We start from the raw sequence: 24,564 nt of genomic DNA, 5'->3' as shown, positions 1-24,564 counted from the left end.
ACGCGTGCGCTGCAAGCGGGGACGGATGACATGTCCCGCCGGCGCGCACGCGGCCCCGTCGCGATCCAGGTTGGAGAGGATGGTGCGCCACGTGCATCGCGACCGGAAAATACTAAAAATATTTCCGCGACATACGAAAAAGCTCTGCAGCGGAAATTTCGGCGCCGATCGACTTCAGGTAAGGTGCCAGGGTCTGTTTCCATATGGAACGCGCATGCGCCCGCGGCGACACGCCGGGGCGGGCGTCAGAGGTGCTTGTGGCTCACTACACTTTGCGGCAACTGAAATACTTCATCACGACGGTCGAATCCGGCAGCGTCGCCGAGGCATCGCGTCAGCTGTTCATCGCGCAGCCGTCGATTTCCAGCGCGATCAAGGGGCTGGAAGAGAGCTTCGGCGTGAAGCTGTTCATTCGTCACCACGCGCAAGGCGTGTCGCTGACGCCGAGCGGCACGCGCTTCTACCGGAAAGCGCAGGAACTGCTGCGCATCGCGCACGAGTTCGAACAGAACGCGCTCGCCGACAACGACGTGATCGCCGGGCAGATCGACATCGGCTGCTTCGAGACGGTCGCGCCGCTCTACCTGCCGCAACTGATCGCGGGTTTTCGCGAGCGCTACCCGGGCGTGAACATCCGGCTGCGCGACGGCGACCAGCAGGAACTCGTGCAGGGGCTGACGTCCGGCACGTTCGATCTCGCATTGATGTACGACCACGATCTCGACGGCACGATCGAAACCGAGCCGCTGATGCCGCCGCAGCAGCCGTACGTGCTGCTGCCGGAGCACCACCGGTTCGCCGCGCAGTCGCACGTGTCGCTGCGCGATCTGTGCGTCGAGCCGATGATCCTGCTCGACGTGCAGCCGAGCCGCACGTATTTCGTCAGCCTGTTTCACGAACTCGGGCTCACGCCGAACATCGTGTTCGGCTCGCCGTCGATCGAGATGGTGCGCGGGATGGTCGGCCAGGGCTTCGGTTTCTCGCTGCTCGTCACGCGCCCGCATTCCGACTATACGTACGACGGCCAGCGCGTCGTGACGATCGGCCTCAGTGAAACGGTCAGCCCGTCCGGGCTCGTGAGCGCGCGGCTGAAGCGCGGGCAGCTCACGAAACAGGCGCAGTCGTTCGTCGATTTCTGCCGCGAGCGGCTCGCGCAGATCGTCGCCGAAGCGGCGCGATGAGGTCGCTGAGGTCGCGACAGGGAATGGGACATCGCACGCGCCGCCGGATGCGGCGCGTGCGTGCCGGCCGCCCGTTCAGGCGGCGGAAGCAAGGTACGCGGCGAGGCGGCCCAGCATCGCGTCGCATCCGTGCAGTTGTTCGAGCGTGACGAACTCGTCGGGCTTGTGCCCCTGGTCCATGCTGCCGGGCCCGCACACGACGGTCGGAATACCGGCCTGCCCGAACAGCCCGCCCTCGGTGCCGAACGCCACCGTGCCGAACGCGTCGGACCCGCTCAGCCAAGCGACCAGCCGCGCGGCCTCGCTGTCCGGCGCGGTCGCCAGCCCCGGATACGCGCCGAGCGGTTTCAGTTGAATGTCGGTATCGGGCTGCACCGCGCGCATTCTCGGCAGCAGTTCGGATTCCGCATAGTCCTGCAGCTTTCTCGGCACGTCGTGCGCATCGAAATCCGGCAGCGCACGCACCTCGAAATCGAACTCGCATTCGGCCGGCACGATGTTCAGCGCGCGGCCGCCCTTGATCAATCCCGTCTGCACGGTCGAGAATGGCGGGTCGAAGCGACTGTCGTGCCGCTCGGGGCGAGCGAGCGCCGCGCCGATCTCGCCGAGCCGGCCGATCAGCTTCGCCGCATAGTCGATCGCGTTGACGCCCGATGGCGCGTAAGCGGAGTGACACGCGGCGCCTTTCACGTGGCAACGCATCGCGAGCTTGCCCTTGTGACCGAGCACCGGCTTCAGTTCGGTCGGCTCGCCGATCACGCACAGCCGCGGACGATGTTCGCGCGCGGCCAGTTGTTCGAGCATCGGCCGCACGCCGAGACAACCGACTTCCTCGTCGTACGAGAACGCGAGATGCACGGGCACGCTCAACGGCCGCACGACGAACGCCGGAACGGCCGCGAGCACCGATGCGATGAAGCCCTTCATGTCGGCCGTGCCGCGGCCGTACAGGCGGCCGTCGTGCTCGGTCAGCCGGAACGGTTCGACCGTCCATGCCTGCCCGTCGACCGGCACCACGTCGGTATGGCCCGACAGCGCGACGCCGCCGCGATCGCACGGGCCGATCGTCGCGTACAGGCTCGCCTTCGTGCGTTCCGCGTTGTAGAACAGTTCGCTCTCCACCCCGAAACCCGCGAGATAGTTGCGGATGAAACCGATCATCTCGAGGTTCGAATCGCGGCTGACCGTCGCGAAGCCGATCAGCCGTTCGAGCAACGCGCGGCTCGACGGATCACTCATCGCCGGGCACGCCGTAACGCGGTGCGGCGGTCGGGTTCAGCGCGCGCGTCTGGTAATCCTGCATCTGCGGCCGATACGCGCGCCACAGCGCGTCGAGCTGCCCGACCGGATCGGTATCGGCCCAGTCGACGCGCAGGTCGACGATCGGCCAGGTCACGTCGCCCGTCACCTTCAGCGCGGCCGAATGCACGGGCCCGGCCTCGCCGCCGGCCGCCATCGCCGCGTGCATCGCGGCCAGCAGGCGATCGGCGAGCAATCCCGGCGCGTGCTCGAAGGCCCGCACCATCGCGTCGATCACGGCCGGCGCGGCCAGCAGGTTGCCCGCCGCCACGCACTGCTCGCCCCGCACCGCGCGATGCGTGCCGAGCGCCTCCTTGCCGGTGAAGCATGCGGTCTGCCCCTGCCCGTCGATCACCGTGACCTGCCGGTACTGGCTCCAGCCGTTCGCGCTCAACGCCCGGTCGAGTGCCGCCGCCGGCGCGAGTTGGTCGTGCTCGATCAGGTCGAGGATCTGGGGCCCAAGCGCCGGCAGCGTGATGTTCTGCGTCGACACGGCGCCGACGCCCGCACGCACCCACGGGCAGCGCGCGCCCACCGCGATGCTCGACGAGCTGATCGCGATCCCGAGCTGCCCCGTCTCCGGGCAGCGCCCGACGATGGAGAACGTCATGTCGCCTCCCGTGCGCGGTTCGGCTGCCAGTTGTCGGGGATCACCGCGATCACGTCGATCTCCATCAGCCACTGCGGCTGGCCGAGCGCGGAAACGACGAGTCCCGTCGAGATCGGATAGACGCCCTTCAGCCACTTGCCGACCTCCTGGTACACGGGTTCGCGATAACGCGGATCGATCAGGTAGGTCGTCGTCTTCACGATGTGGGTGATGTCGCTGCCGGCTTCCTCGAGCAACTGCTTGACGTTCTTCATCGCCTGCTCGGCCTGCGCGCGCGGGTCGCCGAGGCCGATCAGGTTGCCGTCGAAATCGGTGCCGACCTGGCCGCGCACGTAGACGGTGTTGCCGGCCCGCACCGCCTGGCACAGGTCGTTGTCGAGCGTCTGGTTCGGGTAGGTATCCTTCGTGTTGAACATGCGGATACGCGTATGGGTAGGCTGGCTCATCGAGGTCCTTCGAGTGTCGGTGTGGTCGCCCGCCGCGCGGGAAGGGGCGCGGCGGGGTCGTCAGGTTGTCAGTTCGCCGCTTCGGCGAGCGGGCGCGCGTCCGGCTGCACCGCCTGCGCGGCCGCGCGGTGCTGCGCCGCGTCGTGGTACGCGAGGTACTTGCGCTGCGTGACGATGTGATCGGCGATGTGCTTCGCGTCGTGCCACACGCCCCAGATGAAGCTGGAGCCGCGCCGCGACAGCCACGGCAGCCCGAGGAAATAGATGCCCGGCTCCTTCGATACGCCGCGCTGGTGTTGCGGCTTGCCGTTCGACGCGAACGCGTCGACGTTCAGCCAGCCGTAGTCGACCGCATAGCCGGTCGCCCAGACGATCGACGCGACGCCCGCGCCGGCGAGATCGAGCGAGAGGATCGGATGCGCGACGCAGCCGGGGTCCGGCAGGATGCGCCGGGCGTCCGGCTCTTCCGGCAGGTCGAGGCCGTTGCGCGCCGCATACGCGTCGGCCGCGTCGAGCAGCGACAGGTAGTTCTCGTCGCCGCGCGCGAGATTGATCGCGAGATCGGGTTCGAACACGGCCACGCCGCCGTCGAACGACTTCGTCAGCCCGACCAGCGTCACGCCCTGGTTCGCGAGTGCGCGGAAATCGACCGTATGGCCGCCGCGCGCGCCGCTCACCGCGATCGTCACGTGTTCGCGGCCGGGCGTCGCGACTTCCTTGTCCCATTCGCCGAGCACGCCGAGCCACCAGCAGAAGTCGCGGCCGCGATATGCTCGCGGCGGACGATCGTGCGGCCCGACCGACAGGTAGACCTGCCGGCCCGCGCGCTGCAGTTCGTCGGCGATCTGCACGCCCGACGAACCGGCGCCGACCACCAGCACCGCGCCTGCCGGGAGCTGGCCCGGGTTGCGATAGTCGGCGGAATGGATCTGCACGACGCGCGCGTCATCCGGCGCGATCGGCGGAATCACGGGGCGCTGGAACGGGCCCGTCGCGACCACCACGCGGTTCGCCTCGATCGTGCCGTCGGACGTCTCGACGACGAAGCCCGGCTTGCCCGTGTTGCGCACGACATGCGTCACTTCGACGCCGGTGCGGATCGGCGCGTTGAATCGACGGGCATACGCTTCGAAGTAGTCCGCGACCTGGTCCTTCGTTGCGAACGCATCGGGGTCGAGCCCGTCGAATTCGAGCCCCGGGAAACGGTCGTGCCACGCGGGGCCGTTCGCGACCAGCGAATCCCAGCGCCCGGTGCGCCAGCGTTCGGCGATACGGCTGCGCTCCAGCACGAGATGGGGCACGCCCTGCTTGCCCAGGTGCTCGCTCATCGCCACGCCGGCCTGCCCGGCGCCGACGACGAGCGTATCGATCGAGGTTGTTTCGACTGCCACGGCTGTCTCCTTCTGAAGTGCGGCTCATGCGACGCTTGTGTCGTCGCGTGAGCTGGAATGGAGACATTCTGCTGACAGGCCGCGTGGCGCGAAACGAGGTTTTTTGTTGGCGTTGACGAGCAAAAAGCTGGGGCGGGGCCGGCGCCCGCGCATCGCTGGCACCGGTTTCGATGGATCGTGCAGGCTACACGTTGGTCCACGCGTCGGTGCCCTTCTGATACTGCATCACGCCGCCGTGGAGCCGTACCCGCAGGTTGCCGTCCGGCACCTGTACCCATTGGGTCATGCCGAGGCTCATCATCAACGCGACGAAGAAGTCCCGCACTTCTTGCGACACGTTGGCCTGCCAGACATCGATGCGCCCGAGACACGCCCGCATGTTGCCGCTCTGCTGCATGATCGTCTCGACCTGTCCGGCGACATTCGACGCCGTATCGTAGACCTTCGTGCCGTCGGGGCTGACGATCGACAGATGGATGCCGCGCACCAACGTCGGCTGGCCGGGCGTCTGCTCGACGAGCGCGATGCAACTCGTCATCGTGCCGAAATCGATTTCCGTCGCATCGCCCCAGTTGCGCTCGCCAACCCGCAGCGGCGCCGAACCGTGTACGTTCTGAATGATGTAGGACATGGGTTCCTCACATGACTAGACAGGACTGCCGGTAGCAGGCCGCGACGTGTTCAACCCGGAACGTGCGTCGCGCCCACCGCTCACGTCCCGCATCGGGCCTGACGGGCCCGGCGGATCGTGTCGATTGAGACTGTTTCGCCCGCTGCACGCGTGGCAGGCGATTGCCCCGAGGTTCTCGATGCATGATGGCCCGCGACGTTCGTATCGACGCCGCGCCCTACGTGCCCTTCTTGTCCAGCAGCGCCTGATACTTCTGCAGGCTCTCGTCGATCCGGTCGAGCGCGACGCTCGCCGCCTCGCCTTCGATCGCCTCCGCGGCGCCCGCGACGACCGCCGCGGTCGCGACGAACAGGTCCGTCAGCAGCAGGCCTACCGCATCCATCGCCATGCCTTTCACGTCCTCGTCGATGGTCTTCTGCGCGAGGTCCTTCATCAGCACGCTCTTGCCCGCGATCGCCAGCGACGTCGACGCCTCGAAGTAGTTGGCCGCCGCCTGCGCGACCATGCCGCCGGCCTGCGTGATCAACATGTTCGGACCGACGGCAATCTGCGTGGTCGCGTAGGACGCCGCCTCCGCGTTGATCGCCTGCACCGTCTTCAGCGCCGACGGGGCGGCCCCGGCCGTCCCCGCGATCTGGTCCGGCGCCTTCAGCGCATCGGTGAACCTGCGCAGCCGGTTGACCGGCCACGCGCGCTTGCCGGGTGTCGGCGTCGCGTCGCGCGGCGCGACCTCGGCCGGCGCCGTTGCTTCGGCCGCGGCGTCCGCGGCGTCGTCCGGCACCTGCGTCGCGCCTTCTCCGCGTCCGCCCAAAAGACCTTTCATGTTCATGATTCAGGTATCCCGATAGTCGTCGCGTCCTAATGCGTGGAACCCGTCGGCGAGCCGCCCGCCGCGGGCAGCGACGCGCCGCCCGATGCGGGCTTCGGCGATGCCTCGACGGACAGGATCATCGCCACGGCCTTCGACACGACGGCGTTCGAAATCTGGTTCAACGCCGCCTGCTGCTGTGTCATGTTCTGCGCCGAGATGCCGACGGCCTGGCTGAACATCTGGTAAAGCATGCCCAGCGCCTGGGCCGGCGAGCCCGCGACGACGTTGACGTTGGTCTGCGTCAGCGCATCGGTAATCTGCTCATTGACTTTGTCTGCCACGAGGCCTCCTCGGATCTCGGCTCCGGCATGCGATTGAAGGAACGGCGGGCCGGCAGGCCATCGACGCCGCGCATGCCGTTAGGAACGCTGCATGCCGGCATTCGTGAACGCGCTCACGCGAGTTCCTCGCGCAACTTCTTGCGCAGCAGTTCGACGCGCTTTCTGGCAAGCGGCTCGTTGATCCCGAGCGTCGCGGCGATGTGGAAATACGGCCGGTCCTCCTCGAACTTCAGCGTGAACAGCATCTGCTGCTGCGGGGACAGCACCGACAGCGCCTGCTCGAGACGCAGCAGCTGTTGCCGCAGCAGCAGTTGCTGCTCGACCGACGGCGCGTGGCCGGCCAGCTCGACGGCGTGATCGTCGTCCCAGGCCGGGTCGAATTCGAGCATGCCGCTTTCGCGCAGGCGGCGGCGCGCGCCATCGAGGAACGCGTGATTCAGCGCCAGGAAGAGGAAACCCGTCAGGTTCCGGACGCGCTCGGGCGAGCGCTGCAGGTAAATGTGGACCTTGAGTGCGGTATCGGAAAGCAGTTCGTCGGCCCGGTGAACATCACCCTTGCACAACAGGCGCGCGCGGCGCCGCAATTTCCCCTGCATTTCCCGCCACGTGCGGTCGAGCTGCTGCGCCGGAGACTCGGGCGTCGGGGCAGCGTGCTGGTTCGAGGTTGTCATCCCGTGTCTTCCTTTTTTATGGAAAACACAGAATCGATTCGAGGCCGGGATTGACGCTGTTACCCGTGTAACACCGATATAACGATAATCGGCTTCGGTAAATTTTCTTGATTATTATGAACGGAAATATTAATTCACCGGCATAGCCCGATCCGTCGTTTCAGGTGCGCCGCCGGGCCTGACTGAATAACGGCATTGCGATGAAAAAGAACGACTACCGCCGCGATGCGTCCGTGCGTCGGCATGCTGCTTTCGATGTCGGTCGATCAAGCGCGCTTGCCGTCAAAGTGCCGCCTCGTCCGGACCGCCTGCCGATTATTTCAATACTTTCATTATTCATTTTTCACGCAATGCCGAAGGCAGCGTTTTTCGCTAGGTGGCCGCATCGTTCAACAACCTCGCGCGGAAAACATGCCTGCCCTTGCTAACGCTCAAACGCTGCGCAACATACCGATACTCGTCGATCTGCCGGAAAGCCTGCTCGCCCACATCGAGCGGCATGTCACGCCCTGGCCCGAACACGGCAATCGCCTGCTGTTCTTCAAGGGCGATCCGGGGGATTTCGTCGCGTTCGTGCACCGCGGCCGCGTCTACAAGACGCTGCACGAGCCCGGCGGACGCGAGATCATTCTCGGCCACTCGATGCCGGGCGACCTCATCGGCGAAAACACGCTGATTCTCGCGCACCGGCGCAGCTTCACCGCCCAGTTGAGCGCCGACTGCCGCATTTCGCTGCTGCATCGCCAGCACTTTGCGCCGTTGCAGGCCAACGCGGAATTCATGGCGCGCATCCACGAACAGCTGTGCCGGCACATTCATCAGCTGAGCGACTTCGTCGAGTCGGCTTGCCTGTACCGGCTCGAAGCACGACTCGCGCGCCATCTGCTGAACCGCATGCAAGGGAACGATCTCGAGGTGCCGCTGCCGGAGAGCCAGAGCATTCTCGCCGCGATGCTCAACGTCAGCCGGCCGCGACTGAACAGCAGCCTGCAGAAGATGCAGCGCGACGGCCTGATCCGGCTACACGAACACGGCGTGACGATTCGGAAACCGGATCAGCTCCGGACCATCGTCGACGCCAATTGACGCCCGTTCAGGCAAGCGCATTCGCGATGCGGCGCCGCCGTGCGGGCAGGTCGAGCGCGCCGCGTTGCGCGGCGCGCGGTGAAGGTCAGCCGCGCCCGTGACCGAGGGCGTTCATCAACTGCGCGACGGCGGCCAGTTGCGACACGAAGCTGTCGTTCGCCGACCGCGCCGCGCTGGCCTGCGCCACGGGCGAGCCCGCATAGAGCTGCATGATGCCGACGGTCGTGGCGGCGAGGTTGGACGCCGCCTGGTTCGCCTGCATCTGCACCGCGTTGTGAAGCAGGATCGCGGACGCATGGCTGTTCGATTGCATGAGCGTGCCCAAGGCCACGGCGGGCGCTTCGCCTACCACCTTGACGTTGGCTTGCGTGACTGCATCGGTCATCGCAGGGGAAACCTGTTCCGGCATGTCGTTGCTCCTGGTTGGCTCGCCGCTGCGGCGCGGTCGCGGCGAAAGCATGAATGGGTCGGTCGGCGCCGTCGAGACGCGACAGGACGTCCGCCGTCACGGCGTCGATACGACGTCGGGCGCCGGGCGACAGCCACCGGGATCGGGGCCGCCGCCCGGCGCCGACGCAGGGTTACCCGGCCAGCGCCTTGCCGAGCGCCAGCACGTCAGCCAGCACGGACAGCACGCCGTTCGAGCCGATTTCGGTCGCGGCGGCGCCGGCGCTCGCCGGCCCGAGCGTGTACAGCTGCATCGTGCCGACGTTCGTCGAGGTCGGCAGCTGCACCGCGGACTGCGACTGCTGCTGCACGGCGTTCTCGAACAGCACGCTGAGCGAATGGCTCTGGGCCTGGTACAGCGAGCCCGTTGCCATCGCGGGCGCTTCGCCCACCACCTTGACGTTGGTCTGCGTGACCGCGTCGGTGATCGCGGCGTTCACCGCACAGGTCTTGCAGGGGTCCTTCGTGTCAAGCGGATCGTTGACGTCGTTTGCCATCGTATTTCTCCTGGTTCTCGAACGGGCACCGCATCGAATCGGCGCTGCCCGCCCTGTCGTTTGCTCCGGAACACCGCGCGGCACCGCTGGTCAGGCGCCGGCGGTCATGCTGCGCATCCGCGGCACGGCGGCGGTATCGGCGGCGCGTGCCACTTGCGCCGCCGCTCGACCACGGCGCTGCGACGACGCCTTACTACTTGGTCACGGCCTTCCCGATCGCGATCACGTCGGCCAGAATGGAAATGATCCCGTTCGCGCCGATTTCCGTGGCGGCCGCGCCCGCGCTTTCCGGTCCGATCGTGTAGAGCTGCATCGTCCCCACGTTCGTCGACGTTTGCGACTGGATCGCGGCCTGCGACTGCTGCTGCACCGCGTTCTCGAACAGGATGCTGAGCGAATGGCTCTGGGCCTGGTACAGCGAGCCCATCGCCATTGCCGGCGCTTCCGCGACCACCTTGACGTTGACCTGTGTGACCGCATCGGTAATCGCGGGATTGACCTGGCACACTTGACACGTATCAGCCATTTGTTGCTCCTTGGTTCACGTAGTTGAGAGGTCGCACATCGGGGCCGGCCGGTTTCGCGTTCGGTCGCATGACCCGCGTGCTACTCCATGGACGCTTGGCCGGGCGTATCGTGAACGGCAGCGGTGGGTTCGATGGCTTCGGCCGGGCCGGCGACGATGCTGCACAACCGGTCCTCCATCGCGTCGAGCCTGACGGCGAGCCCTTCGGCGAGCGCATCGCCGTATTGCCGGAAGCATGTTTCGATTTCCTGACGGATCAGGCCCGTCAGTTGTTCGCCGATCATCGTCAGCGCCTCGCGAGTGCTGTCCTGGATCCCGGTCGCGCCGGATGCCTGCGCGTCGCCGGCCGGCTCGTTCGCGTCGAGTACGCCCGATACTTTTCGCTGTTCCGACGCGAGCATGTCGAGGGTCGTCTCGTTCTGCGTGTCGATCGTCTGCAGGATGCCGCGCATCTTCTCGTACGCCTTTTGCTGGTTGAGCTGCAGAAAATGCTTGATCTGTTGGCGCGCCTCTTGCCGGGTTTTGAACTGCGGCAGGGGCGGCTTCGCGGCGCTCGCCGGCGCGGCCGGGCCGGCGGCAGGCGTCGGCGGGTTTGCTTGCCGGCCCGACAGCCGTTCCAGCAGCGCCTGTTCTTCGCCGGGCTTGAGAGGCCGTCCGAGTCGCTCCGCGAGTTGCCGCAGCAGCGGGTCGAGTGCTTCGTTGCTCATGACTCACACCTCCTCGAGGTTCGCTCGCGACACGGGTACGTGCGGTTCGGTGTCGGACGGACGCCGCGCCACGACGGCCTGGTCGGCGTGCTGTAATGGATATCGCATGGGGTTCTCCGGGAAAGGGATGTGCGACGGCCTTGCCGGAAATTCGGCAGGACTGCTGCAAGGACGAACCATGCGAGGGAGGTGTGAAGTCGGCCGGCACCGCGCGAGGGCGGCGGGGTGTCAGGGAGCGGGTAACCACCGACAGGCGCGGCCGTCGTTTCCGCCTGCGGAGGAACGGCGACCTGCGGCTTCTCCGGCAGCATCTGGCCACCGGACACGTAAGCGCGCCCCGTACGCTACGACACGGGATGCGCCGCGGGTTTGACCGACGACTCCGGCACAGACGTCACCGCCTTCGCCGCGTCGATCAACGTCTCCTTGTTGCCGTCCCACTTGGGCAGCTTGGCGGGCGGCAGCGGCACGACCTTGTCCAGATTCGGCAGACGCAGGTCGGGGTCGCGCTCGAGGCGATCGGCAAGGACACTGTAGCGCTCGGCGCGGGCACGATCCTTCATATTGCCGACCACGGGATCGCCATCGTCAAACGCACCGAACAGATAGGCCGCACTTTCGGCGCTGCCGAACTTCACGCCGTCATGCAGCGTCTTGAGGGCGCGTTCGTTGTTCTCGCTCAATTCGGCTCGATCGCCGACGATCGTCGTTCCCAATTCATATGCAGCAAGTCCGTTACCTTGCGCGACCGCACATTCCAGCATTTGCAGGGAGATCTTGCGATTACCCCAGAAGCCAGCCTTCGGGTCGTCATAGAGCGCATCCATCTTGCCACCCAGATACGCCATCGAACTCGGGCTGCCCATATCGGCGGCCAATTGCCAGAATGCATAGGCGCGGCTGGCATCCGGCTTAACGCCCATCCCGTTCATGTAGTACGTGCCCATCAGATCGTAGGCGGCCGGAATACCCAGTTTCATCGCCTGTTCGGTGATCTGAACCGCATGTTCCGAATCGCGCTCCACACCCTCCCCCTGCGCGTACGCATTCGCCAGATTCAGCATGGCCTTCCAGTGCTTGCGCTCGGCCGCTTTCGTCCACAAATCGACAGCGCCCTTGTAATCGCGCTGGTTCGGCCACAGCAGGGAACTGGTCAGTGCCATTGCCTGCTGATTCCAGCGATCGGCCTCCGGATCAACAGGCGGCACCACGGCAGCTTCATGCCTGCACTCAAATGCCCCGCGATGCGGATTGAAGGCAGTCAGCGACATATTCCGGGGAAGCGCATCGCCCCTTGAACAGGCCCCACTGGCGAAGCACAAGAAAACAGAAACCAATTGCGTGAAGCCAATGCGGCGGGCAGCAGCCGAACGTAATTGATTTCGCACGATTTCGAATACCCATGTAAGAAAAGCAAGCCCATTGTCGCGCGCTCGTTATGGTATGAGCGCACGAGACCGGAGGATCCATCCGGTTTTTCCAAGCGATTTCATTGGCCACCGGCAATCGCGCCCAACCGGGAAACGCCCGGGGCCTCGGCCCGTAGCGTGGACACGAGGCCATCCATTCCGACCATCACCCTACAATCCTTGACCATGCGTACCGCCCCGAACTGGTAGCATGCGCATCGTTTCGCATGAGACGTGCGTTTCAGAATATACGATCGAACCCTTTTTGAGATCCCCGGACACTTCTGCCCCACGGGAAGTCCCGTTGACCCATTTCCGCGCAACACCCCGGGCTCGCCCCGCGCGACCCGTTGCAGTAACCGTTGGAGTGGCGCACCCGCGCCTGCAAGCATGAAGAAATCGAAGCAGCTCACCCGTCCCCCTCGCGACAAGGACCGCACGCCGCTCGTACGCGCCGGCGCGTGGCTGTTGATGGCCGGCCTGCTGTACCTGCTGTGGCCGTCCGCCGAAACGGCGTACCTCGCGATGGAATCCGTAATCCGCTGATGCGCACGTCCGCGCGCGCACTACGCTATACTGCCGCGATGGAAACGAAACCCGCCTCGCCGATCGTGCATTGCTGGTGGCGCGCCTGACCCAGGCGGCCCGTTTCCTTTTGCATGTCCCAAACGTGATGCCGCCAGCGATGGCGGCATTTGCGTTTCTGCGATGACATCATGGCTGGCGGCTTCGATAACCCGGAGCAACGACGACCATGACGCACCCCACCCGCCCGACCATCCTCACCGGCGACCGCACGACCGGCCCGCTGCATCTCGGCCACTACATCGGCTCGCTGCGCGCACGCGTGCAGATGCAGCACGAGGCGACGCAGTTCCTGCTGCTCGCCGATACGCAGGCGCTGACCGACAACATGGGCCGCCGCCAGCGCGTCACCGAGAACGTGATCGAGGTCGCGCTCGACTATCTCGCCGTCGGCATCGATCCGGCGATCTCGACGATCGTCGTGCAATCCCAGGTGCCCGAACTCGCCGAACTGTCGCAATACCTGCTCAACCTCGTCACGGTCGCGCGTCTCGAACGCAATCCGACCATCAAGGAAGAAATCCGCCTGCGCGGCTTCGAGCGCGACATCCCGGCCGGCTTCCTGACCTATCCGGTGAGCCAGGCTGCCGACATCACCGCATTCAAGGCGACGCACGTGCCGGTGGGCGACGATCAGCTGCCGATGATCGAGCAGACCAACGAACTCGTGCGCCGCTTCAACGCGACCGTCGACAAGCCGGTGCTGGTCGAATGCGAGGCCGTGCTGTCGGCGGTCACGCGGCTGCCGGGCATCGACGGCAAGGCGAAGATGAGCAAATCGCTCGGCAACGCGATCACGCTCGGCTCGACGCCGGACGAAATCGCGCAGGCCGTGAAGGACATGTACACGGACCCGAACCACCTTCGCGTGAGCGACCCCGGCCAGGTCGAGGGCAACGTCGTGTTCACGTTCCTCGATGCGTTCGAGCCGGACGTGGCGAAGGTCGACGAGCTCAAGGCCCACTATCGCCGCGGCGGCCTCGGCGACAGCGTCGTCAAGCGCGTGCTGAACGAGCGGCTGCAGGCGCTGATCGAACCGATCCGCACGCGCCGTCGTGAGTTCGAAGCCGACAAGGCCGAAGTGATGGCGATCCTGAAGCGCGGCACGCTGCATGCGCGGGAAGTGGCGGGGGCGACGCTCGCGGAGGTGAAGGGTGCGATGGGGCTCACGTATTTCGATTGAGCGGCGCCGTCACGGCCGCACGCGCTCCGCCGCCGCATGACACACGGCCTCGATCCGGTTGCCGGCCGGGTCGACCAGAAAAGCCGCGTAGTAGTCGCCGTGGTACTGCGGCCGCAATCCGGGTTCGCCGTCGGACTGCCCGCCCGTTGCGAGGCCAGCCTCGAAAAACGCATGCACCTGCTCGCGGGAAGCGGCCTTGAAACACCAGTGCCGCTTGCTCGCCGCGACTTCGGCGGGATCCAGATACACCGCGAGAAAGGTCGAATCCGCGTCATTCGCGCTGCAACGTTCGCCATAGCCGAGCGCATTGGGCCGGTCATAGACCTTGGCTGCGCCCAGCGCAGCCATGACGGCATCGTAGAAGGGGCGTGCCTGGTCGATATCCGGCACGCCGATCGACACGTGATCAAGCAATTGCATGGTGCGGGCTCCATTGAACGAGCACGAGTCTACACACCCGTCGTCGATCCGGCCGATCAACCTTACCGACGACTACACTACCGCCCCCGCCGCCTACGTGATCTGATACGTCGATGCCGGCACGAATTCCTCGGGCATCGGCCGATCGCCGAGTTCGAGCACCGACCGCTCGATCGTGCGCGTGATCGCATCGAGCGCGAGCGCATTCGGCGCAAGACCGAACGGCTCGGCCACTTCGTTCGCGATCGCTTCGAGTGCGATCAGCGTGTAGGAAATGAACACGCAGATCAGCGGCGTGAAGAACTCCGTCGAATCGACAAGCCCGAACGGCAGCAGCACGCAATACGCATACACGGTGCGATGGAGCAGCACGCTGTACGAAAACGGGATCGGCGTCGACTGGATGCGCTCGCAACCGCCGACCGACTTGCCGAGCGCGTCGAGTTGCGTCTCGAACATCCAGCAGGTCGCATCGCTGCCGGGTGCGTGCCCCAGCGCACGCACGATGCCGCCGCGCAGCTCGTCGAGGATCGCGACCGGCTTGTAGCATTTGCCGCCGAGCGCGGCCGTGCGCTCCGCCCCGAGAATGCGCTGCAGGTCCGCGGTCGGATCGGTATGGCGCAACTGGTGCTTCAGTGCATACGCGAGCGCGATCAGCAGATCGGCGAGCCGGTTGCGCTCGGCGTCACTCACGTTGTCGGGCAGGTAGCGATGCAGTTGCGACGTCACGGCGCGTGCGGCGATCAGCAGGTTGCCCCACAGATGCCGCGCCTCCTTGAAGCGCTCGAAGCTCGCGTTGTTGCGAAACCCGAGGAAGATCGCGAGCGCGAGCCCGAACAGCGTGAACGGCGCGGTGTTCAGCGGAATCTTCTCGCCGAAGATGCGTCCGTTCGTGAAGACCGCCAGCGTGCTGACGATCGCCATGAACACGAGCTGCGGAATGATCGACTGCAGCACGGAGCCGTTCCATACGAACAGCATCCGGAGCCAGTTCTGTCGTGGTCGGACGATCATGATGTTTTCTCGACTGGCAAAGGAATAGGAAACCGGAATACGCAACCCGTTGCGCCCGCACCCGATGTGCAACGGCCCGCGCGTGGCGGGCCGCTGTTCGGTCGGGGGCCGGGCCGGGCGCCGCGCTGCGCGTGATGATACGCACCCGCCGCGCCCCGTCACCTCGCTGGCCGCTCAGTGATAGCCGCTCAGTGATAGCCGATATCGCCCTCGCGCACCTTGCCGCGGAACACGCGGTACTGCATCGCGTTGTACACGAGGATGATCGGCAGCACGATCACGGTGCCGACGAGCGCGAACAACTGGCTCGAATGGCTCGACGACGCGTCCCAGATCGACAGCGACGGCGGCACGATGTTCGGCCAGATGCTGATCACGAGCCCCGTGTAGCCGAGGAACACGAGCGCGAGCGTCAGCAGGAACGGCGTGGCCTCGTGCGTACGCTTCACCGCGTAGAAGATGCCCCATACGCATGCGACGACGAGGATCGGCACCGGCAGGAACCACCCCAGGTTGCCGCTGCCGAACCAGCGGTGCGCGACGGCCGGCAGCCCGATCACGGTCCACAGGCTGACCACGCCCATCACCGCGAGCAGCACGCCCGTGAGCGGCTTCATCAGCAACCGCATCTTGCGCTGCAGTTCGCCGTCGACCTTCAGGATCAGCCAGCCGCAGCCGAGCGTCGCATAGGTGACGAGCACGCCGATCCCGCACATCATGCTGAACGGCGACAGCCAGTCGAACGGCCCGCCCGCGAACTGGTTGTTCTCGATCTTGATGCCCTGCAGCAGCGAACCGAGCACGATCCCCTGGCAGAAGGCCGCCAGCGCCGAGCCGCCGATGAACGCGAGGTCCCACATGTGCTGCGTGCGGGTCGCTTTCGCGCGCAGCTCGAACGCCGCGCCCCGGAAGATCAGCCCGACCAGCATCAGCACCAGCGGCAGGTAGTTCGCCGGCAGCAGCGTCGAATACACGACCGGGAACGCGCCATAGAGGCCCGCGCCGCCGAGCACGAGGAACGTCTCGTTGCCGTCCCACACCGGCGCGACGGTGTCGAGCATCACCTGGCGCTCGGCCTTCGCATCGAAGAACGGAAACAGCAGCCCGATGCCGAGATCGAAGCCGTCCAGCATCACGTAGATGAATACGCCGAGGCCGATGATCGCGGCCCAGACGACAGGAAGATCGATGTGCATGGTTACTCCGCCTCGGTGACGTTCAGCGGCGTGGACAGCGCGCTCTTGCGCAGCCCCGGATGCCGGTGCAGTTCGATGTAGCCGGCCTGGGCCGCCGGCCCGCGCTTCATCAGCTTCATCATGTAGTAGATACCCGTTCCGAATACCAGGAAATACACGACCACGAAGACCAGCAGCGACACGCCGACCTGCTGAGCGGTGAGCGGGGAGACCGAGTCGATGGTGCGCAGCACGCCGTACACGGTCCACGGCTGCCGCCCGACCTCGGTCGTGATCCAGCCGGCCAGCAGCGCGACGATGCCCGACGGCCCCATCGCCACCACGAACCACTGGAACCAGCGCGTTTCATACAGGCGCCCGCCCTTTCTCAGCAGCAGCCCGAGCAGCGCGGTCAGCAGCATCAGCATCCCGAGGCCGGCCATGATCCGGAACGTCCAGAAGATGATCGGCGAATACGGGCGGTCCTGCGGCGCGAATTCCTTCAGCCCGCGGATCTCGCCGTCCCAGCTGTGCGTGAGGATCAGGCTGCCGAGGTGCGGCACCTGGATCGCATAGCGCGTGGTTTCGGCCTGCATGTCGGGGAGCCCGACGAGGTTCAGCGCGGTGCCGCCCTTCTCCGTTTCCCACAGCCCCTCGATCGCCGCGATCTTCGCCGGCTGGTATTCGCGCGTGTTCAGCCCGTGCGCGTCGCCGACGAAGATCTGGATCGGCGCGAGCACCAGCAGCATCCACAGCGCCATCGAGAAGCTGCGCTTCACGGGTTCGTCACGGCGCCCCTTCAGCAGATGCCATGCGCCGCAGGCGGCGACGATGAAGCCCGCGACGATGAACGCCGCGATCGTCATGTGTGCGAGACGGTACGGAAACGACGGGTTGAAGACAATCTTGAACCAGTCGACCGGCACGACGAGGCCATTCTCGATCTTGTAGCCTTGCGGCGTCTGCATGAAGCTGTTCGACGCGAGAATCCAGAACGTCGAGATCAGCGTGCCGACCGCGACCATCAGCGTCGCGAAGAAGTGCGCGCGGGGGCTCACGCGCTGCCAGCCGAACAGCATCACGCCGAGGAAGCCGGCTTCGAGGAAGAACGCCGTCAGCACTTCGTACGTGAGCAGCGGCCCGGTGATGTTGCCCGCGACGCGCGAGAACCCGGACCAGTTGGTGCCGAACTCGTACGCCATCACGACGCCGGAGACCACGCCCATGCCGAAGCCGATCGCGAAGATCTTCGACCAGAACTGAAACATGGACTTGTAGGCGGCGTCGCCGGTGACGAGGTAGCGCCATTCCAGCACCGCCAGGAAGCTCGCCATGCCGATGCTGATCGCGGGGAACACGATGTGGAACGACACCGTGAATGCGAATTGCAATCGGGCGAGATGGAACGCATCGAAGATTTCCATGACCGTAATTTGCTCGTGGTTGTGAGGACGTACGCTCGAAGCAGGAAATCGCGCGACGGCTTGGCGACGACACATGCGAACCCGAACGGTGGCTCGCACGGCATCGAAGCGTGAACGACGATATCGCGTTTGCAACGATACTCGCAATCAATCGAACGTGCGCTGAAACTGTGCTGCCTGCGCCGCCGAAGATGTGTGCACGGAAAATAGTTACCATGCCGGCGGGACGCTCAGCTGTACTGCTTTCTCCGTCGCGGCGCTGTGCGTCGGGCGCGCGGCTCACTCCACTTAACATGTCGTGCAACGCCTGTCCGCGGCGGTCGCGCGCCCTTCGGCGCCCGCCCGGCGGCATCGATTCCCGCGGTTCGGCGCACGCGCCGAGCCCGGCCGGCCCGCCGGCCGCCCCGCCCTGGAGAAACCTGCATGGAGTCCTGCATCCGCCGCGACGATCCGACCGGCAGCACCGCGTGTCGGGTGACGCGCCATCGTGCCGGCGACGCGCGCGACACCGTCGATCGCGTCGTCGACGAAACCCCGGTTGCACTCGTGTTCAACGGCATCTCGCACGCGGTCATGATGGCGACGCCGATCGACCTCGACGCGTTCGGCCTCGGCTTCGCGCTGAGCGAAGGCATCGTCGAGCGCGCATCGGACGTCTTCGACATCGAAAGCGAGTGCCGGCCCGGCAACGCCGAAGTGCGGCTGACCGTGTCGCAGCAGGCGTTCATGGCGCTGAAGGCCCACCGCCGCGCGCTGGCCGGCCGCACCGGCTGCGGCGTGTGCGGCATCGAAAGCATCGCGCAGCTCGACCTGCACCCGCCGCGTATCGCGGCCGCCGGCACGGCCGCGGGCATCGGCGCCGACGCGATCGCGCGCGCCGCGCGGGCGTTGCCGGCCCGGCAGACGCTGATGCGCGAGACGGGCGGCATCCACGCGGCAGCGTGGTGCGATAGCAACGGCGCCGTGCTCGACGTGTGCGAGGACGTCGGCCGCCACAACGCGCTCGACAAGCTGATCGGGCAGCTCGCGCGCCGCCGCGCCGACCTGCACGCGGGTTTCGTGTTCCTGTCGAGCCGCGCGAGCTACGAACTGGTGCGCAAGGCCGCGCGGGTCGGCATTCCGATGATCGCGACGATCTCGGCGCCGACGTCGCTCGCGATCGACGTCGCCCGCGAAGCCGGCGTGCGGCTGCTCGGTTTCTGCCGCAACGACGGCTTCGTCGAATACGTATCGCCCACCGCCGTTCACCTCGACCCACCCGTGCCCGCAACGGCGCATCCGGCCCACTCTTCATGACCCACCTGTCCGATTTCGATACCGCGCAGCAACGATTCGCCGCCGCGTTCGCGCCGCTCGACGCTGCCACCTCCGTGCCGATCGCGCAAGCGGCCGGCCACGTGCTGGCCGCGCCGCTGACGGCCGTGCTCGATCAGCCGCCGGCCGACCACAGCGCGATGGACGGCTACGCCGTGCGTCATGCGGACCTCGCGCACGGCGAGCCGCTGCGTGTCGCGCAGCGCTGCTATGCAGGCGATACGCCGGCGCCGCTCGCGCCGCGCACGGCCGCCCGCGTCTTCACCGGCGGCCTGATTCCGCCCGGCGCCGACACCGTCGTGATGCAGGAGCATGCGCACGAACGGGACGGCCGTGTCACGTTCGACGTGCCCCAGCGCAGCGGGTCGCACATCCGTCGCCGCGGCGAGGAAGTGCGCGCCGGCGAGCTGCTCGTGCCGGCCGGCGTGCGGATGGGCGCGATGCACGTCGGCGTGGCCGCCGCGCAAGGTTTCGCGCGAATCGACGTGCGCGCGGCGCTGCGCGTCGGTATCCTGACGACCGGCGACGAGCTGGTCGCGTGCGGCGAGCCGCGCGAGCCGCAGCAGATCTACAACAGCAATGCGCCGATGCTCGCCGCGCTGGTCGCGGGAACCGGCGCCGACGTCGCGATGAGCGTGCACGCGGCCGATACGGCGACCGCTGTCGATCGGGCGCTGCGCGACCTGCACGCGCAGTGCGACCTCGTGATCTGCGTCGGCGGCGCGTCGGTCGGCGACAAGGACCTGCTGCGCCCCGCGCTGGCCGCGCTCGGCGCGTCGTTCGTCGTCGCCGGCGTGCGCATGAAGCCCGGCAAGCCGGTCGCGCTCGCACGGCTCGATACGCGGCCCGTGGCGCTGCTGCCCGGCAATCCGGGCGCCGCGATGACGACGTTCGCACTATTCGTCGCACCGCTGATCCGACGCCTGCAGGGGCGCGACGCGTGCATGCCGGTCGTGCCGTCGCTGCCGATCGACACCGGCTTCGAGCCGGATGCGCAACGCGAGCGCTTCGTGCGCGTACGCTGTACGGTGGACGCAAACGGTACGCCCGTGCTCGATACGCTGCGCCAGCAAGGCGCCGGCACGCTGCAGTCGCTGGTGCAGGCAAGCGGGCTCGCGCGGCTGCCGGCCGGGCGCACCATCGCGCGCGGCGACGCGGTTCCGTACTACGAATTCGCGCGCTGGCTCGCATGAGCGCGAAGTCGACTCTCCATCCGATACGGCGCGTTCGCCCCATTCGCCGCGCCTGTCGCGCGTCCCGGCCGGCGAACTGTATTCCTGCGATTCGGGCGCGATTGTGTCTCTGCCGGCCCAACCCCGCGGACTATGCTCACGATGAGGCTCGTCACGACCTGTGCGCCGATACGTCGGCACACGCACGGCCGAGCGGCGACGCCCCTCCGCTTACTTCATGCAGGCCGACGACCCGATCGTGAATGCCATCGTTTCCGCCGCGCCGGCCGCCGTCGCTTCATCCGGCGACGCATCGCCCGGTGCTTTCCTCCGCCCGTCCGACACGCTTGGCCGTCCGCTGCGCGACCTGCGCCTGTCCGTCATCGACCAGTGCAATTTCCGCTGCGGCTACTGCATGCCGCGCGAAAACTTCGGCGCCGACTACGCGTTCATGCCGTCGTCCGAACGATTGTCGTTCGCGCAACTGGAAAAGATCGCCCGCGCGTTCACGTCGCTCGGCGTCGAGAAAATCCGCATCACGGGCGGCGAGCCGCTGCTGCGCCGCCACCTCGAAGCGCTGATCGAACGGCTCGCCGCGCTGACGACCGTCGACGGCAAGCCCGTCGAAATCGCGCTGACGACCAACGGCTCGCTGCTCGCCGCGAAGGCGCGCACGCTGCGCGACGCGGGGCTGTCGCGCGTGACCGTGAGCCTCGATGCGCTCGACGACACTGTGTTCCGCCGGATGAGCGACGCCGACGTGCCGGTGTCGCGCGTGCTGGCCGGCATCGAGGCCGCGCACGCGGCCGGGCTCGCGCCAGTCAAGGTCAACGCGGTGATCGAGCGCGGCGTGAACGACGACCAGATCCTGCCGCTCGTGCGGCACTTCCGGCACACGGGCGTGGCCGTGCGTTTCATCGAATACATGGACGTCGGCGGCGCCAGCTTCTGGTCCGGCGACAAGGTCGTGCCGGCCGCGCGGATGCGCGAGCTGATCGACGCGCACTATCCGCTCGTGCTCGTCGGCGAACCGGGGCACGACGCCACCGCGATTCGTTGCGCGCACATCGATGGTGCAGGCGAAGTCGGCTTCATCGCGAGCGTGTCGCATCCGTTCTGCGGCACCTGTTCGCGCGCCCGCGTGTCGGCGGACGGCCAGCTTTATACGTGCCTGTTCGCGACGCAAGGCGCCGACCTGCGGCCGTGGCTCGACGATGCGGCGTCGATCGCCGACCTCGCCGCCGCCGTGCGCGAACGCTGGACGCGGCGCGACGACCGCTATTCCGAGCGCCGGGCCGCACGGCCGGCCCGCGCGCCGGGCAAGACCTATCCGACCGTGCGCATGTCGCTCGTCGGCGGCTGAAGGGCCGCCGCGCGACACCGGATGCGCCGCCCACTGGAGAACCTGTCATGACGACTTTCACCGAATCCCCCGCCGGGCTGCCGGACGATCCACTGCGTGCCGGCAGCCCCGCGCCGCCCGTCGATGCGGCCGGCACTCACTCCGAATCGGCGCCCGCGATTGCCGCCGGGTTCGAAGTGCGCGTGCAGCATGCGCCGATCGACGCGGGTGCGGAGCTTGCGCCGATCGTTCGCAATCCGAATGTCGGTGCGGTCGTGAATTTTCTTGGGGTGGTACGCAAGGAAGGCGATGTCGACGACGTCGTCGCACTGGAAGTCGAGCACTACCCGACGATGACCGAACAGGCGCTGTGGAGCATCGTCGAGGAGGCGACTGCACGCTGGCGACTCGAAGCGGTGCGGATCGTGCACCGTGTCGGCCGCATTCCGCTCGGCCAGCCGGTCGTGCTGGTCGTGGTGGCCGCCGCGCATCGTGCGTCCGCGTTCGATGCGTGCGAATTCCTGATGGATTTCCTGAAGACCCATGCGCCGTTCTGGAAGAAGGAGATCCGGCACGACGGCGAATCCGGCTGGGTCGAGGCGAAGGCGCACGACGACCAGGCGATGCGGCGCTGGGGCTGATCGCGCTCGCTTCGCATTTTCCGATTTCGCCGCTCCTTCTAAAGACAACACAATGAAACTGACGATCAAATACTTCGCGAGCATTCGCGAACAACTGGCAATCGATGAAGAAACCGTCGAGATCGATGCCCGCGAACTCACCGTCGACGCGCTGCGCGGCACGCTGGCCGCACGCGACGCGCGCAGCGCGGACGCGCTGCGGATGGACCGCCCCGTGCGGGCGGCCGTGAACCTCGAAATGGTGACCGGGGACTTCGTCGTGCGGGAGGATAGCGAGGTTGCATTCTTTCCGCCGGTGACGGGGGGATGACGGAACGCGCAGGGCTGCGCGCTTCGATGTAGCCACTTTGCCGAGATCGACGCCCCGACCATGACCGCGGTCGTCGGCGCCGGCCTGGAAAAACAAAGCCGGCACGAGGCCGGCTTCTTCATCGAAATACAACGCACCGCAAACGCCCCTTCACCGCATGCACGCCGCGGCCAGCTTCCCGACCGTGATCACCGCCTGCTCGATCTCCGGCGACCACGGGCTGCTGTAATTCAACCGGATGAAGTTCCGGTAGTTGTCCGTGATCGAGAACATGTAGCCGGGGCCGATCGTGATCCCCTGCTCCAGCGCGAGCTGGTACAGCCGCATCGCATCGACCTGCGCAGGCAGCTCGACCCACAGCACATACCCGCCCGCCGGGCTCGACATGCGCGTGCCTTCAGGAAAGAACCGCGACACCATCGCGCGCATCAGATTCGCCTGCTGCGCATACGCCTTGCGAATCCGCCGCAGGTGGTGCTCGTAGCCGTCGCGCTCGAGAAACTCCGCGATCGCCAGCTGCGGCAACGACGGCGTCGCGAGCGTATTCAGGAACTTCAGCTTCTCGACCTGATCGCGGTAGCGGCCCGGCAACGCCCAGCCGATCCGGTACGCGGCCGTCAGGCTCTTCGAGAACGACGAGCAATGCAGCACGATCCCGGTCCGGTCGTAGGATTTCAGCGAACTCGGATGTGCGTCGCCGAAATACAGTTCGTTGTACACGCCGTTCTCGATGAGCGGCATCCCGGCCTTCGCTGCGAACTCAACCAGTTCGCGTTTGCGCTCGTCCGGCATCTGGAACCCCAGTGGATTCTGGAAGTTCGGCATCACCATGCACGCGGCGATCGGCTGCGACTTCGCGATCACGGCCAGCGCCGCGATGTCGATCCCGTATTCCGGATGCGTGGCCACCTCGATCGCCTTCATCCCCATCCGCTCGATCGCGTGCAGCATCGCGTAGAACGTCGGCGATTCCACCGCGATCGTGTCGCCCGGTTTCGCCACCGCCTGCAGACACAGGTTGATCGCTTCCGTCGCACCGACCGTCACGATGATCTCGTTCGGGTCCACCGACATCCCGTTTTCCAGGTAGCGGCGCGCAATCTGCCTGATCAGCCGCGGATGGCCGGGCGGCAGCCCGTCGGTCACGCCCCACAGCGACTTGTCGCGGCCAGCCGCGTACGCGTAGCGGTTCAGCTTCTCGAACGGGAACAGGCTCGGGTCCGGATACGGCGAGCCGAGCGGCACCGCGTCGTCCGTGCCGATCGAGCGCAACGTCGACAGCACGAGCCGGCTTACATCCACCGACGACGAGATCGCGATCGGCTTCGACGGTCGCAGCTCGCGTACCGGCGCATGACTGTCGTCGCGCCGCAGGTTCACGAAATAGCCCGATTGCGGCCGGCTTTCGAGCAGCCCGCGGCTTTCCAGCAGCAGATACGCATGCAGTACGGTCGTGATGCTGATCCGGTGCTGCTGGCTCGCCTGACGCACCGACGGAATCCGGTCGCCGTGCCGGTACACGCCCTGGCGGATCAGGCGCTCGATATCGTCCGCGAGTTTTTCATAGAGTTTCATCGTGCGTCTCCCGCCGGCGCGCACGGCGCCGCCTCGCCGTGTACACCCAATACGCACGTGTTGCACGTGTTCCGCCCGCCGAGCGGGCCGTCGTGATTCCTGATCTTCCCCTCCGGTTTTGCCTTTTCCATCGCACTGGCTCTCTCTTGAAGATGCGCCGGCAGGGTTCCGGATCAGCTGGATCTGCGGCACTGTGCACTTGATGACCGGATCTTAAGAGAAGAACAGTTGGCGGCGGGTACACACATCGAACGCGCGAACAAGAGTACAGTTCCGCCCGAATCGCGAATCACGGGAAAACTGTACGTCTTATGAAATGGCCGGACGGCCGGTTGGCCGGCCCGAGGCGGCCGGAT

At 66.5% G+C, this 24,564-nt stretch carries 27 protein-coding genes; 9 read left to right on the top strand and 18 right to left on the bottom strand.

Features of this window, described 5'->3' with window-relative positions; genetic code table 11:
* The first annotated feature begins 257 nt into the window (after window positions 1-257).
* On the top strand, window positions 258-1,181 hold the full coding sequence (locus CFB81_RS30965; RefSeq protein WP_069619213.1) for a LysR substrate-binding domain-containing protein: 924 nt from the start codon (window positions 258-260) through the stop codon (window positions 1,179-1,181).
* 75 nt (window positions 1,182-1,256) lie between these two features.
* Here CFB81_RS30965 and argE read toward each other — a convergent pair whose 3' ends face one another.
* From argE to CFB81_RS30925, 8 genes are all read right to left on the bottom strand, one after another.
* Window positions 1,257-2,420 (bottom strand): acetylornithine deacetylase, encoded by a 1,164-nt coding sequence (argE, locus tag CFB81_RS30960; RefSeq protein ID WP_089437694.1) that lies wholly within the window; start codon window positions 2,418-2,420, stop codon window positions 1,257-1,259.
* Complete coding sequence (locus CFB81_RS30955) at window positions 2,413-3,090, bottom strand: DUF1028 domain-containing protein (RefSeq protein ID WP_089437693.1); 678 nt, start codon at window positions 3,088-3,090, stop codon at window positions 2,413-2,415. The genes argE and CFB81_RS30955 overlap by 8 nt, the downstream gene beginning before the upstream one ends.
* A complete protein-coding gene (locus CFB81_RS30950) occupies window positions 3,087-3,536 on the bottom strand; it encodes a RidA family protein (RefSeq protein WP_050014029.1) in 450 nt (149 codons plus the stop codon). The genes CFB81_RS30955 and CFB81_RS30950 overlap by 4 nt, the downstream gene beginning before the upstream one ends.
* 68 nt (window positions 3,537-3,604) lie before the next feature.
* A complete protein-coding gene (locus CFB81_RS30945; RefSeq protein ID WP_089437692.1) occupies window positions 3,605-4,927 on the bottom strand; it encodes an NAD(P)/FAD-dependent oxidoreductase in 1,323 nt (440 codons plus the stop codon).
* Between the two features lie 184 nt (window positions 4,928-5,111).
* A complete protein-coding gene (locus CFB81_RS30940) occupies window positions 5,112-5,558 on the bottom strand; it encodes a hypothetical protein (RefSeq protein ID WP_069619136.1) in 447 nt (148 codons plus the stop codon).
* 217 nt (window positions 5,559-5,775) lie between these two features.
* Window positions 5,776-6,381, bottom strand: a complete 606-nt coding sequence (locus CFB81_RS30935; protein WP_256976390.1) for a hypothetical protein — start codon at window positions 6,379-6,381, stop codon at window positions 5,776-5,778.
* 35 nt (window positions 6,382-6,416) lie between these two features.
* Complete coding sequence (locus CFB81_RS30930) at window positions 6,417-6,710, bottom strand: RebB family R body protein (RefSeq protein WP_050014033.1); 294 nt, start codon at window positions 6,708-6,710, stop codon at window positions 6,417-6,419.
* A 113-nt stretch (window positions 6,711-6,823) separates the two neighbouring features.
* Complete coding sequence (locus tag CFB81_RS30925; protein WP_069619138.1) at window positions 6,824-7,381, bottom strand: RNA polymerase sigma factor; 558 nt, start codon at window positions 7,379-7,381, stop codon at window positions 6,824-6,826.
* A gap of 243 nt (window positions 7,382-7,624) precedes the next feature.
* On the opposite strand from CFB81_RS30925, the gene CFB81_RS30920 reads away from it, so the two are divergent.
* Window positions 7,625-8,467, top strand: a complete 843-nt coding sequence (locus tag CFB81_RS30920) for a Crp/Fnr family transcriptional regulator (protein ID WP_256976389.1) — start codon at window positions 7,625-7,627, stop codon at window positions 8,465-8,467.
* 85 nt (window positions 8,468-8,552) lie between these two features.
* Here CFB81_RS30920 and CFB81_RS30915 read toward each other — a convergent pair whose 3' ends face one another.
* From CFB81_RS30915 to CFB81_RS30895, 5 genes are all read right to left on the bottom strand, one after another.
* The gene (locus tag CFB81_RS30915) at window positions 8,553-8,876 is read right to left on the bottom strand and encodes a RebB family R body protein (RefSeq protein ID WP_069619140.1); all 324 of its coding nucleotides are present in this window, start codon (window positions 8,874-8,876) and stop codon (window positions 8,553-8,555) included.
* A 172-nt stretch (window positions 8,877-9,048) separates the two neighbouring features.
* Window positions 9,049-9,411: a RebB family R body protein gene (locus CFB81_RS30910; RefSeq protein ID WP_069619141.1), complete on the bottom strand. Its 363-nt coding sequence runs from the start codon at window positions 9,409-9,411 to the stop codon at window positions 9,049-9,051.
* Between the two features lie 193 nt (window positions 9,412-9,604).
* Window positions 9,605-9,937, bottom strand: coding sequence for a RebB family R body protein (locus CFB81_RS30905; RefSeq protein ID WP_069619142.1), 333 nt, complete (start codon window positions 9,935-9,937; stop codon window positions 9,605-9,607).
* Window positions 9,938-10,017: 80 nt separating this feature from the next.
* Entirely contained in the window at window positions 10,018-10,644 is a 627-nt protein-coding gene (locus tag CFB81_RS30900) for a hypothetical protein (RefSeq protein ID WP_089437689.1), read from the bottom strand.
* A 344-nt stretch (window positions 10,645-10,988) separates the two neighbouring features.
* On the bottom strand, window positions 10,989-12,032 hold the full coding sequence (locus tag CFB81_RS30895; protein ID WP_256976388.1) for a tetratricopeptide repeat protein: 1,044 nt from the start codon (window positions 12,030-12,032) through the stop codon (window positions 10,989-10,991).
* A 411-nt stretch (window positions 12,033-12,443) separates the two neighbouring features.
* Here CFB81_RS30895 and CFB81_RS36335 point away from each other — a divergent pair, with 411 nt between their 5' ends.
* Together CFB81_RS36335 and trpS are read left to right on the top strand one after the other, a co-directional pair.
* On the top strand, window positions 12,444-12,599 hold the full coding sequence (locus CFB81_RS36335) for a hypothetical protein (RefSeq protein ID WP_176730218.1): 156 nt from the start codon (window positions 12,444-12,446) through the stop codon (window positions 12,597-12,599).
* Window positions 12,600-12,807: 208 nt separating this feature from the next.
* Entirely contained in the window at window positions 12,808-13,821 is a 1,014-nt protein-coding gene (gene trpS / locus CFB81_RS30890; protein ID WP_089437688.1) for a tryptophan--tRNA ligase, read from the top strand.
* A 9-nt stretch (window positions 13,822-13,830) separates the two neighbouring features.
* Here trpS and CFB81_RS30885 read toward each other — a convergent pair whose 3' ends face one another.
* The 4 genes from CFB81_RS30885 to CFB81_RS30870 form a co-directional block, all read right to left on the bottom strand.
* Entirely contained in the window at window positions 13,831-14,241 is a 411-nt protein-coding gene (locus CFB81_RS30885; RefSeq protein ID WP_089437687.1) for a VOC family protein, read from the bottom strand.
* A 93-nt stretch (window positions 14,242-14,334) separates the two neighbouring features.
* Complete coding sequence (locus tag CFB81_RS30880) at window positions 14,335-15,255, bottom strand: bestrophin family protein (RefSeq protein WP_069619146.1); 921 nt, start codon at window positions 15,253-15,255, stop codon at window positions 14,335-14,337.
* Between the two features lie 188 nt (window positions 15,256-15,443).
* Complete coding sequence (cydB, locus tag CFB81_RS30875) at window positions 15,444-16,451, bottom strand: cytochrome d ubiquinol oxidase subunit II (protein ID WP_089437686.1); 1,008 nt, start codon at window positions 16,449-16,451, stop codon at window positions 15,444-15,446.
* Window positions 16,452-16,453: 2 nt separating this feature from the next.
* The gene (locus CFB81_RS30870) at window positions 16,454-17,854 is read right to left on the bottom strand and encodes a cytochrome ubiquinol oxidase subunit I (protein ID WP_069619148.1); all 1,401 of its coding nucleotides are present in this window, start codon (window positions 17,852-17,854) and stop codon (window positions 16,454-16,456) included.
* Window positions 17,855-18,277: 423 nt separating this feature from the next.
* Between CFB81_RS30870 and fdhD the strand changes: the two genes are divergently transcribed.
* The 5 genes from fdhD to moaD all read left to right on the top strand — a co-directional run bounded on the left by fdhD (window position 18,278) and on the right by moaD (window position 22,633).
* Window positions 18,278-19,150 (top strand): formate dehydrogenase accessory sulfurtransferase FdhD, encoded by an 873-nt coding sequence (fdhD, locus tag CFB81_RS30865; protein WP_089437685.1) that lies wholly within the window; start codon window positions 18,278-18,280, stop codon window positions 19,148-19,150.
* Window positions 19,147-20,361: a gephyrin-like molybdotransferase Glp gene (glp, locus tag CFB81_RS30860; protein WP_089437684.1), complete on the top strand. Its 1,215-nt coding sequence runs from the start codon at window positions 19,147-19,149 to the stop codon at window positions 20,359-20,361. Before fdhD ends, glp begins: the two co-directional genes overlap by 4 nt.
* Window positions 20,362-20,578: 217 nt before the next feature.
* Window positions 20,579-21,703, top strand: coding sequence for a GTP 3',8-cyclase MoaA (moaA, locus tag CFB81_RS30850; RefSeq protein ID WP_089437683.1), 1,125 nt, complete (start codon window positions 20,579-20,581; stop codon window positions 21,701-21,703).
* A 47-nt stretch (window positions 21,704-21,750) separates the two neighbouring features.
* Complete coding sequence (locus CFB81_RS30845) at window positions 21,751-22,323, top strand: molybdenum cofactor biosynthesis protein MoaE (protein ID WP_069619152.1); 573 nt, start codon at window positions 21,751-21,753, stop codon at window positions 22,321-22,323.
* 52 nt (window positions 22,324-22,375) lie between these two features.
* Entirely contained in the window at window positions 22,376-22,633 is a 258-nt protein-coding gene (gene moaD, locus CFB81_RS30840; RefSeq protein ID WP_069619153.1) for a molybdopterin converting factor subunit 1, read from the top strand.
* 150 nt (window positions 22,634-22,783) lie between these two features.
* Here moaD and CFB81_RS30835 read toward each other — a convergent pair whose 3' ends face one another.
* Window positions 22,784-24,208, bottom strand: a complete 1,425-nt coding sequence (locus tag CFB81_RS30835) for a PLP-dependent aminotransferase family protein (RefSeq protein ID WP_089438139.1) — start codon at window positions 24,206-24,208, stop codon at window positions 22,784-22,786.
* Between the last annotated feature and the right edge of the window lie 356 nt (window positions 24,209-24,564).

It is taken from the genome of Burkholderia sp. AU28863 (genome assembly GCF_002223195.1).
Taxonomy (GTDB): domain Bacteria; phylum Pseudomonadota; class Gammaproteobacteria; order Burkholderiales; family Burkholderiaceae; genus Burkholderia; species Burkholderia sola.
Note: the sequence above shows the minus strand (reverse complement) of the source record. Positions and strands in the feature narration are given on the sequence as shown.

Bases quoted from the DNA above. Each gene is read 5' to 3' on its own strand.
- CFB81_RS30940 (WP_069619136.1), bottom strand. From the start codon at position 5,558: ATGTCCTACATCATTCAGAACGTACACGGTTCGGCGCCGCTGCGGGTT.
- argE (WP_089437694.1), bottom strand. From the start codon at position 2,420: ATGAGTGATCCGTCGAGCCGCGCGTTGCTCGAACGGCTGATCGGCTTC.
- CFB81_RS30935 (WP_256976390.1), bottom strand. From the start codon at position 6,381: ATGAAAGGTCTTTTGGGCGGACGCGGAGAAGGCGCGACGCAGGTGCCG.
- glp (WP_089437684.1), top strand. From the start codon at position 19,147: ATGACCCACCTGTCCGATTTCGATACCGCGCAGCAACGATTCGCCGCC.
- CFB81_RS30950 (WP_050014029.1), bottom strand. From the start codon at position 3,536: ATGAGCCAGCCTACCCATACGCGTATCCGCATGTTCAACACGAAGGAT.
- cydB (WP_089437686.1), bottom strand. From the start codon at position 16,451: ATGCACATCGATCTTCCTGTCGTCTGGGCCGCGATCATCGGCCTCGGC.
- CFB81_RS30920 (WP_256976389.1), top strand. From the start codon at position 7,625: ATGCTGCTTTCGATGTCGGTCGATCAAGCGCGCTTGCCGTCAAAGTGC.
- moaA (WP_089437683.1), top strand. From the start codon at position 20,579: ATGCAGGCCGACGACCCGATCGTGAATGCCATCGTTTCCGCCGCGCCG.
- CFB81_RS30925 (WP_069619138.1), bottom strand. From the start codon at position 7,381: ATGACAACCTCGAACCAGCACGCTGCCCCGACGCCCGAGTCTCCGGCG.
- CFB81_RS36335 (WP_176730218.1), top strand. From the start codon at position 12,444: ATGAAGAAATCGAAGCAGCTCACCCGTCCCCCTCGCGACAAGGACCGC.
- CFB81_RS30905 (WP_069619142.1), bottom strand. From the start codon at position 9,937: ATGGCTGATACGTGTCAAGTGTGCCAGGTCAATCCCGCGATTACCGAT.
- trpS (WP_089437688.1), top strand. From the start codon at position 12,808: ATGACGCACCCCACCCGCCCGACCATCCTCACCGGCGACCGCACGACC.
- CFB81_RS30910 (WP_069619141.1), bottom strand. From the start codon at position 9,411: ATGGCAAACGACGTCAACGATCCGCTTGACACGAAGGACCCCTGCAAG.
- CFB81_RS30900 (WP_089437689.1), bottom strand. From the start codon at position 10,644: ATGAGCAACGAAGCACTCGACCCGCTGCTGCGGCAACTCGCGGAGCGA.
- CFB81_RS30880 (WP_069619146.1), bottom strand. From the start codon at position 15,255: ATGATCGTCCGACCACGACAGAACTGGCTCCGGATGCTGTTCGTATGG.
- CFB81_RS30845 (WP_069619152.1), top strand. From the start codon at position 21,751: ATGACGACTTTCACCGAATCCCCCGCCGGGCTGCCGGACGATCCACTG.
- CFB81_RS30885 (WP_089437687.1), bottom strand. From the start codon at position 14,241: ATGCAATTGCTTGATCACGTGTCGATCGGCGTGCCGGATATCGACCAG.
- fdhD (WP_089437685.1), top strand. From the start codon at position 18,278: ATGGAGTCCTGCATCCGCCGCGACGATCCGACCGGCAGCACCGCGTGT.
- CFB81_RS30870 (WP_069619148.1), bottom strand. From the start codon at position 17,854: ATGGAAATCTTCGATGCGTTCCATCTCGCCCGATTGCAATTCGCATTC.
- moaD (WP_069619153.1), top strand. From the start codon at position 22,376: ATGAAACTGACGATCAAATACTTCGCGAGCATTCGCGAACAACTGGCA.
- CFB81_RS30835 (WP_089438139.1), bottom strand. From the start codon at position 24,208: ATGAAACTCTATGAAAAACTCGCGGACGATATCGAGCGCCTGATCCGC.
- CFB81_RS30955 (WP_089437693.1), bottom strand. From the start codon at position 3,090: ATGACGTTCTCCATCGTCGGGCGCTGCCCGGAGACGGGGCAGCTCGGG.
- CFB81_RS30915 (WP_069619140.1), bottom strand. From the start codon at position 8,876: ATGCCGGAACAGGTTTCCCCTGCGATGACCGATGCAGTCACGCAAGCC.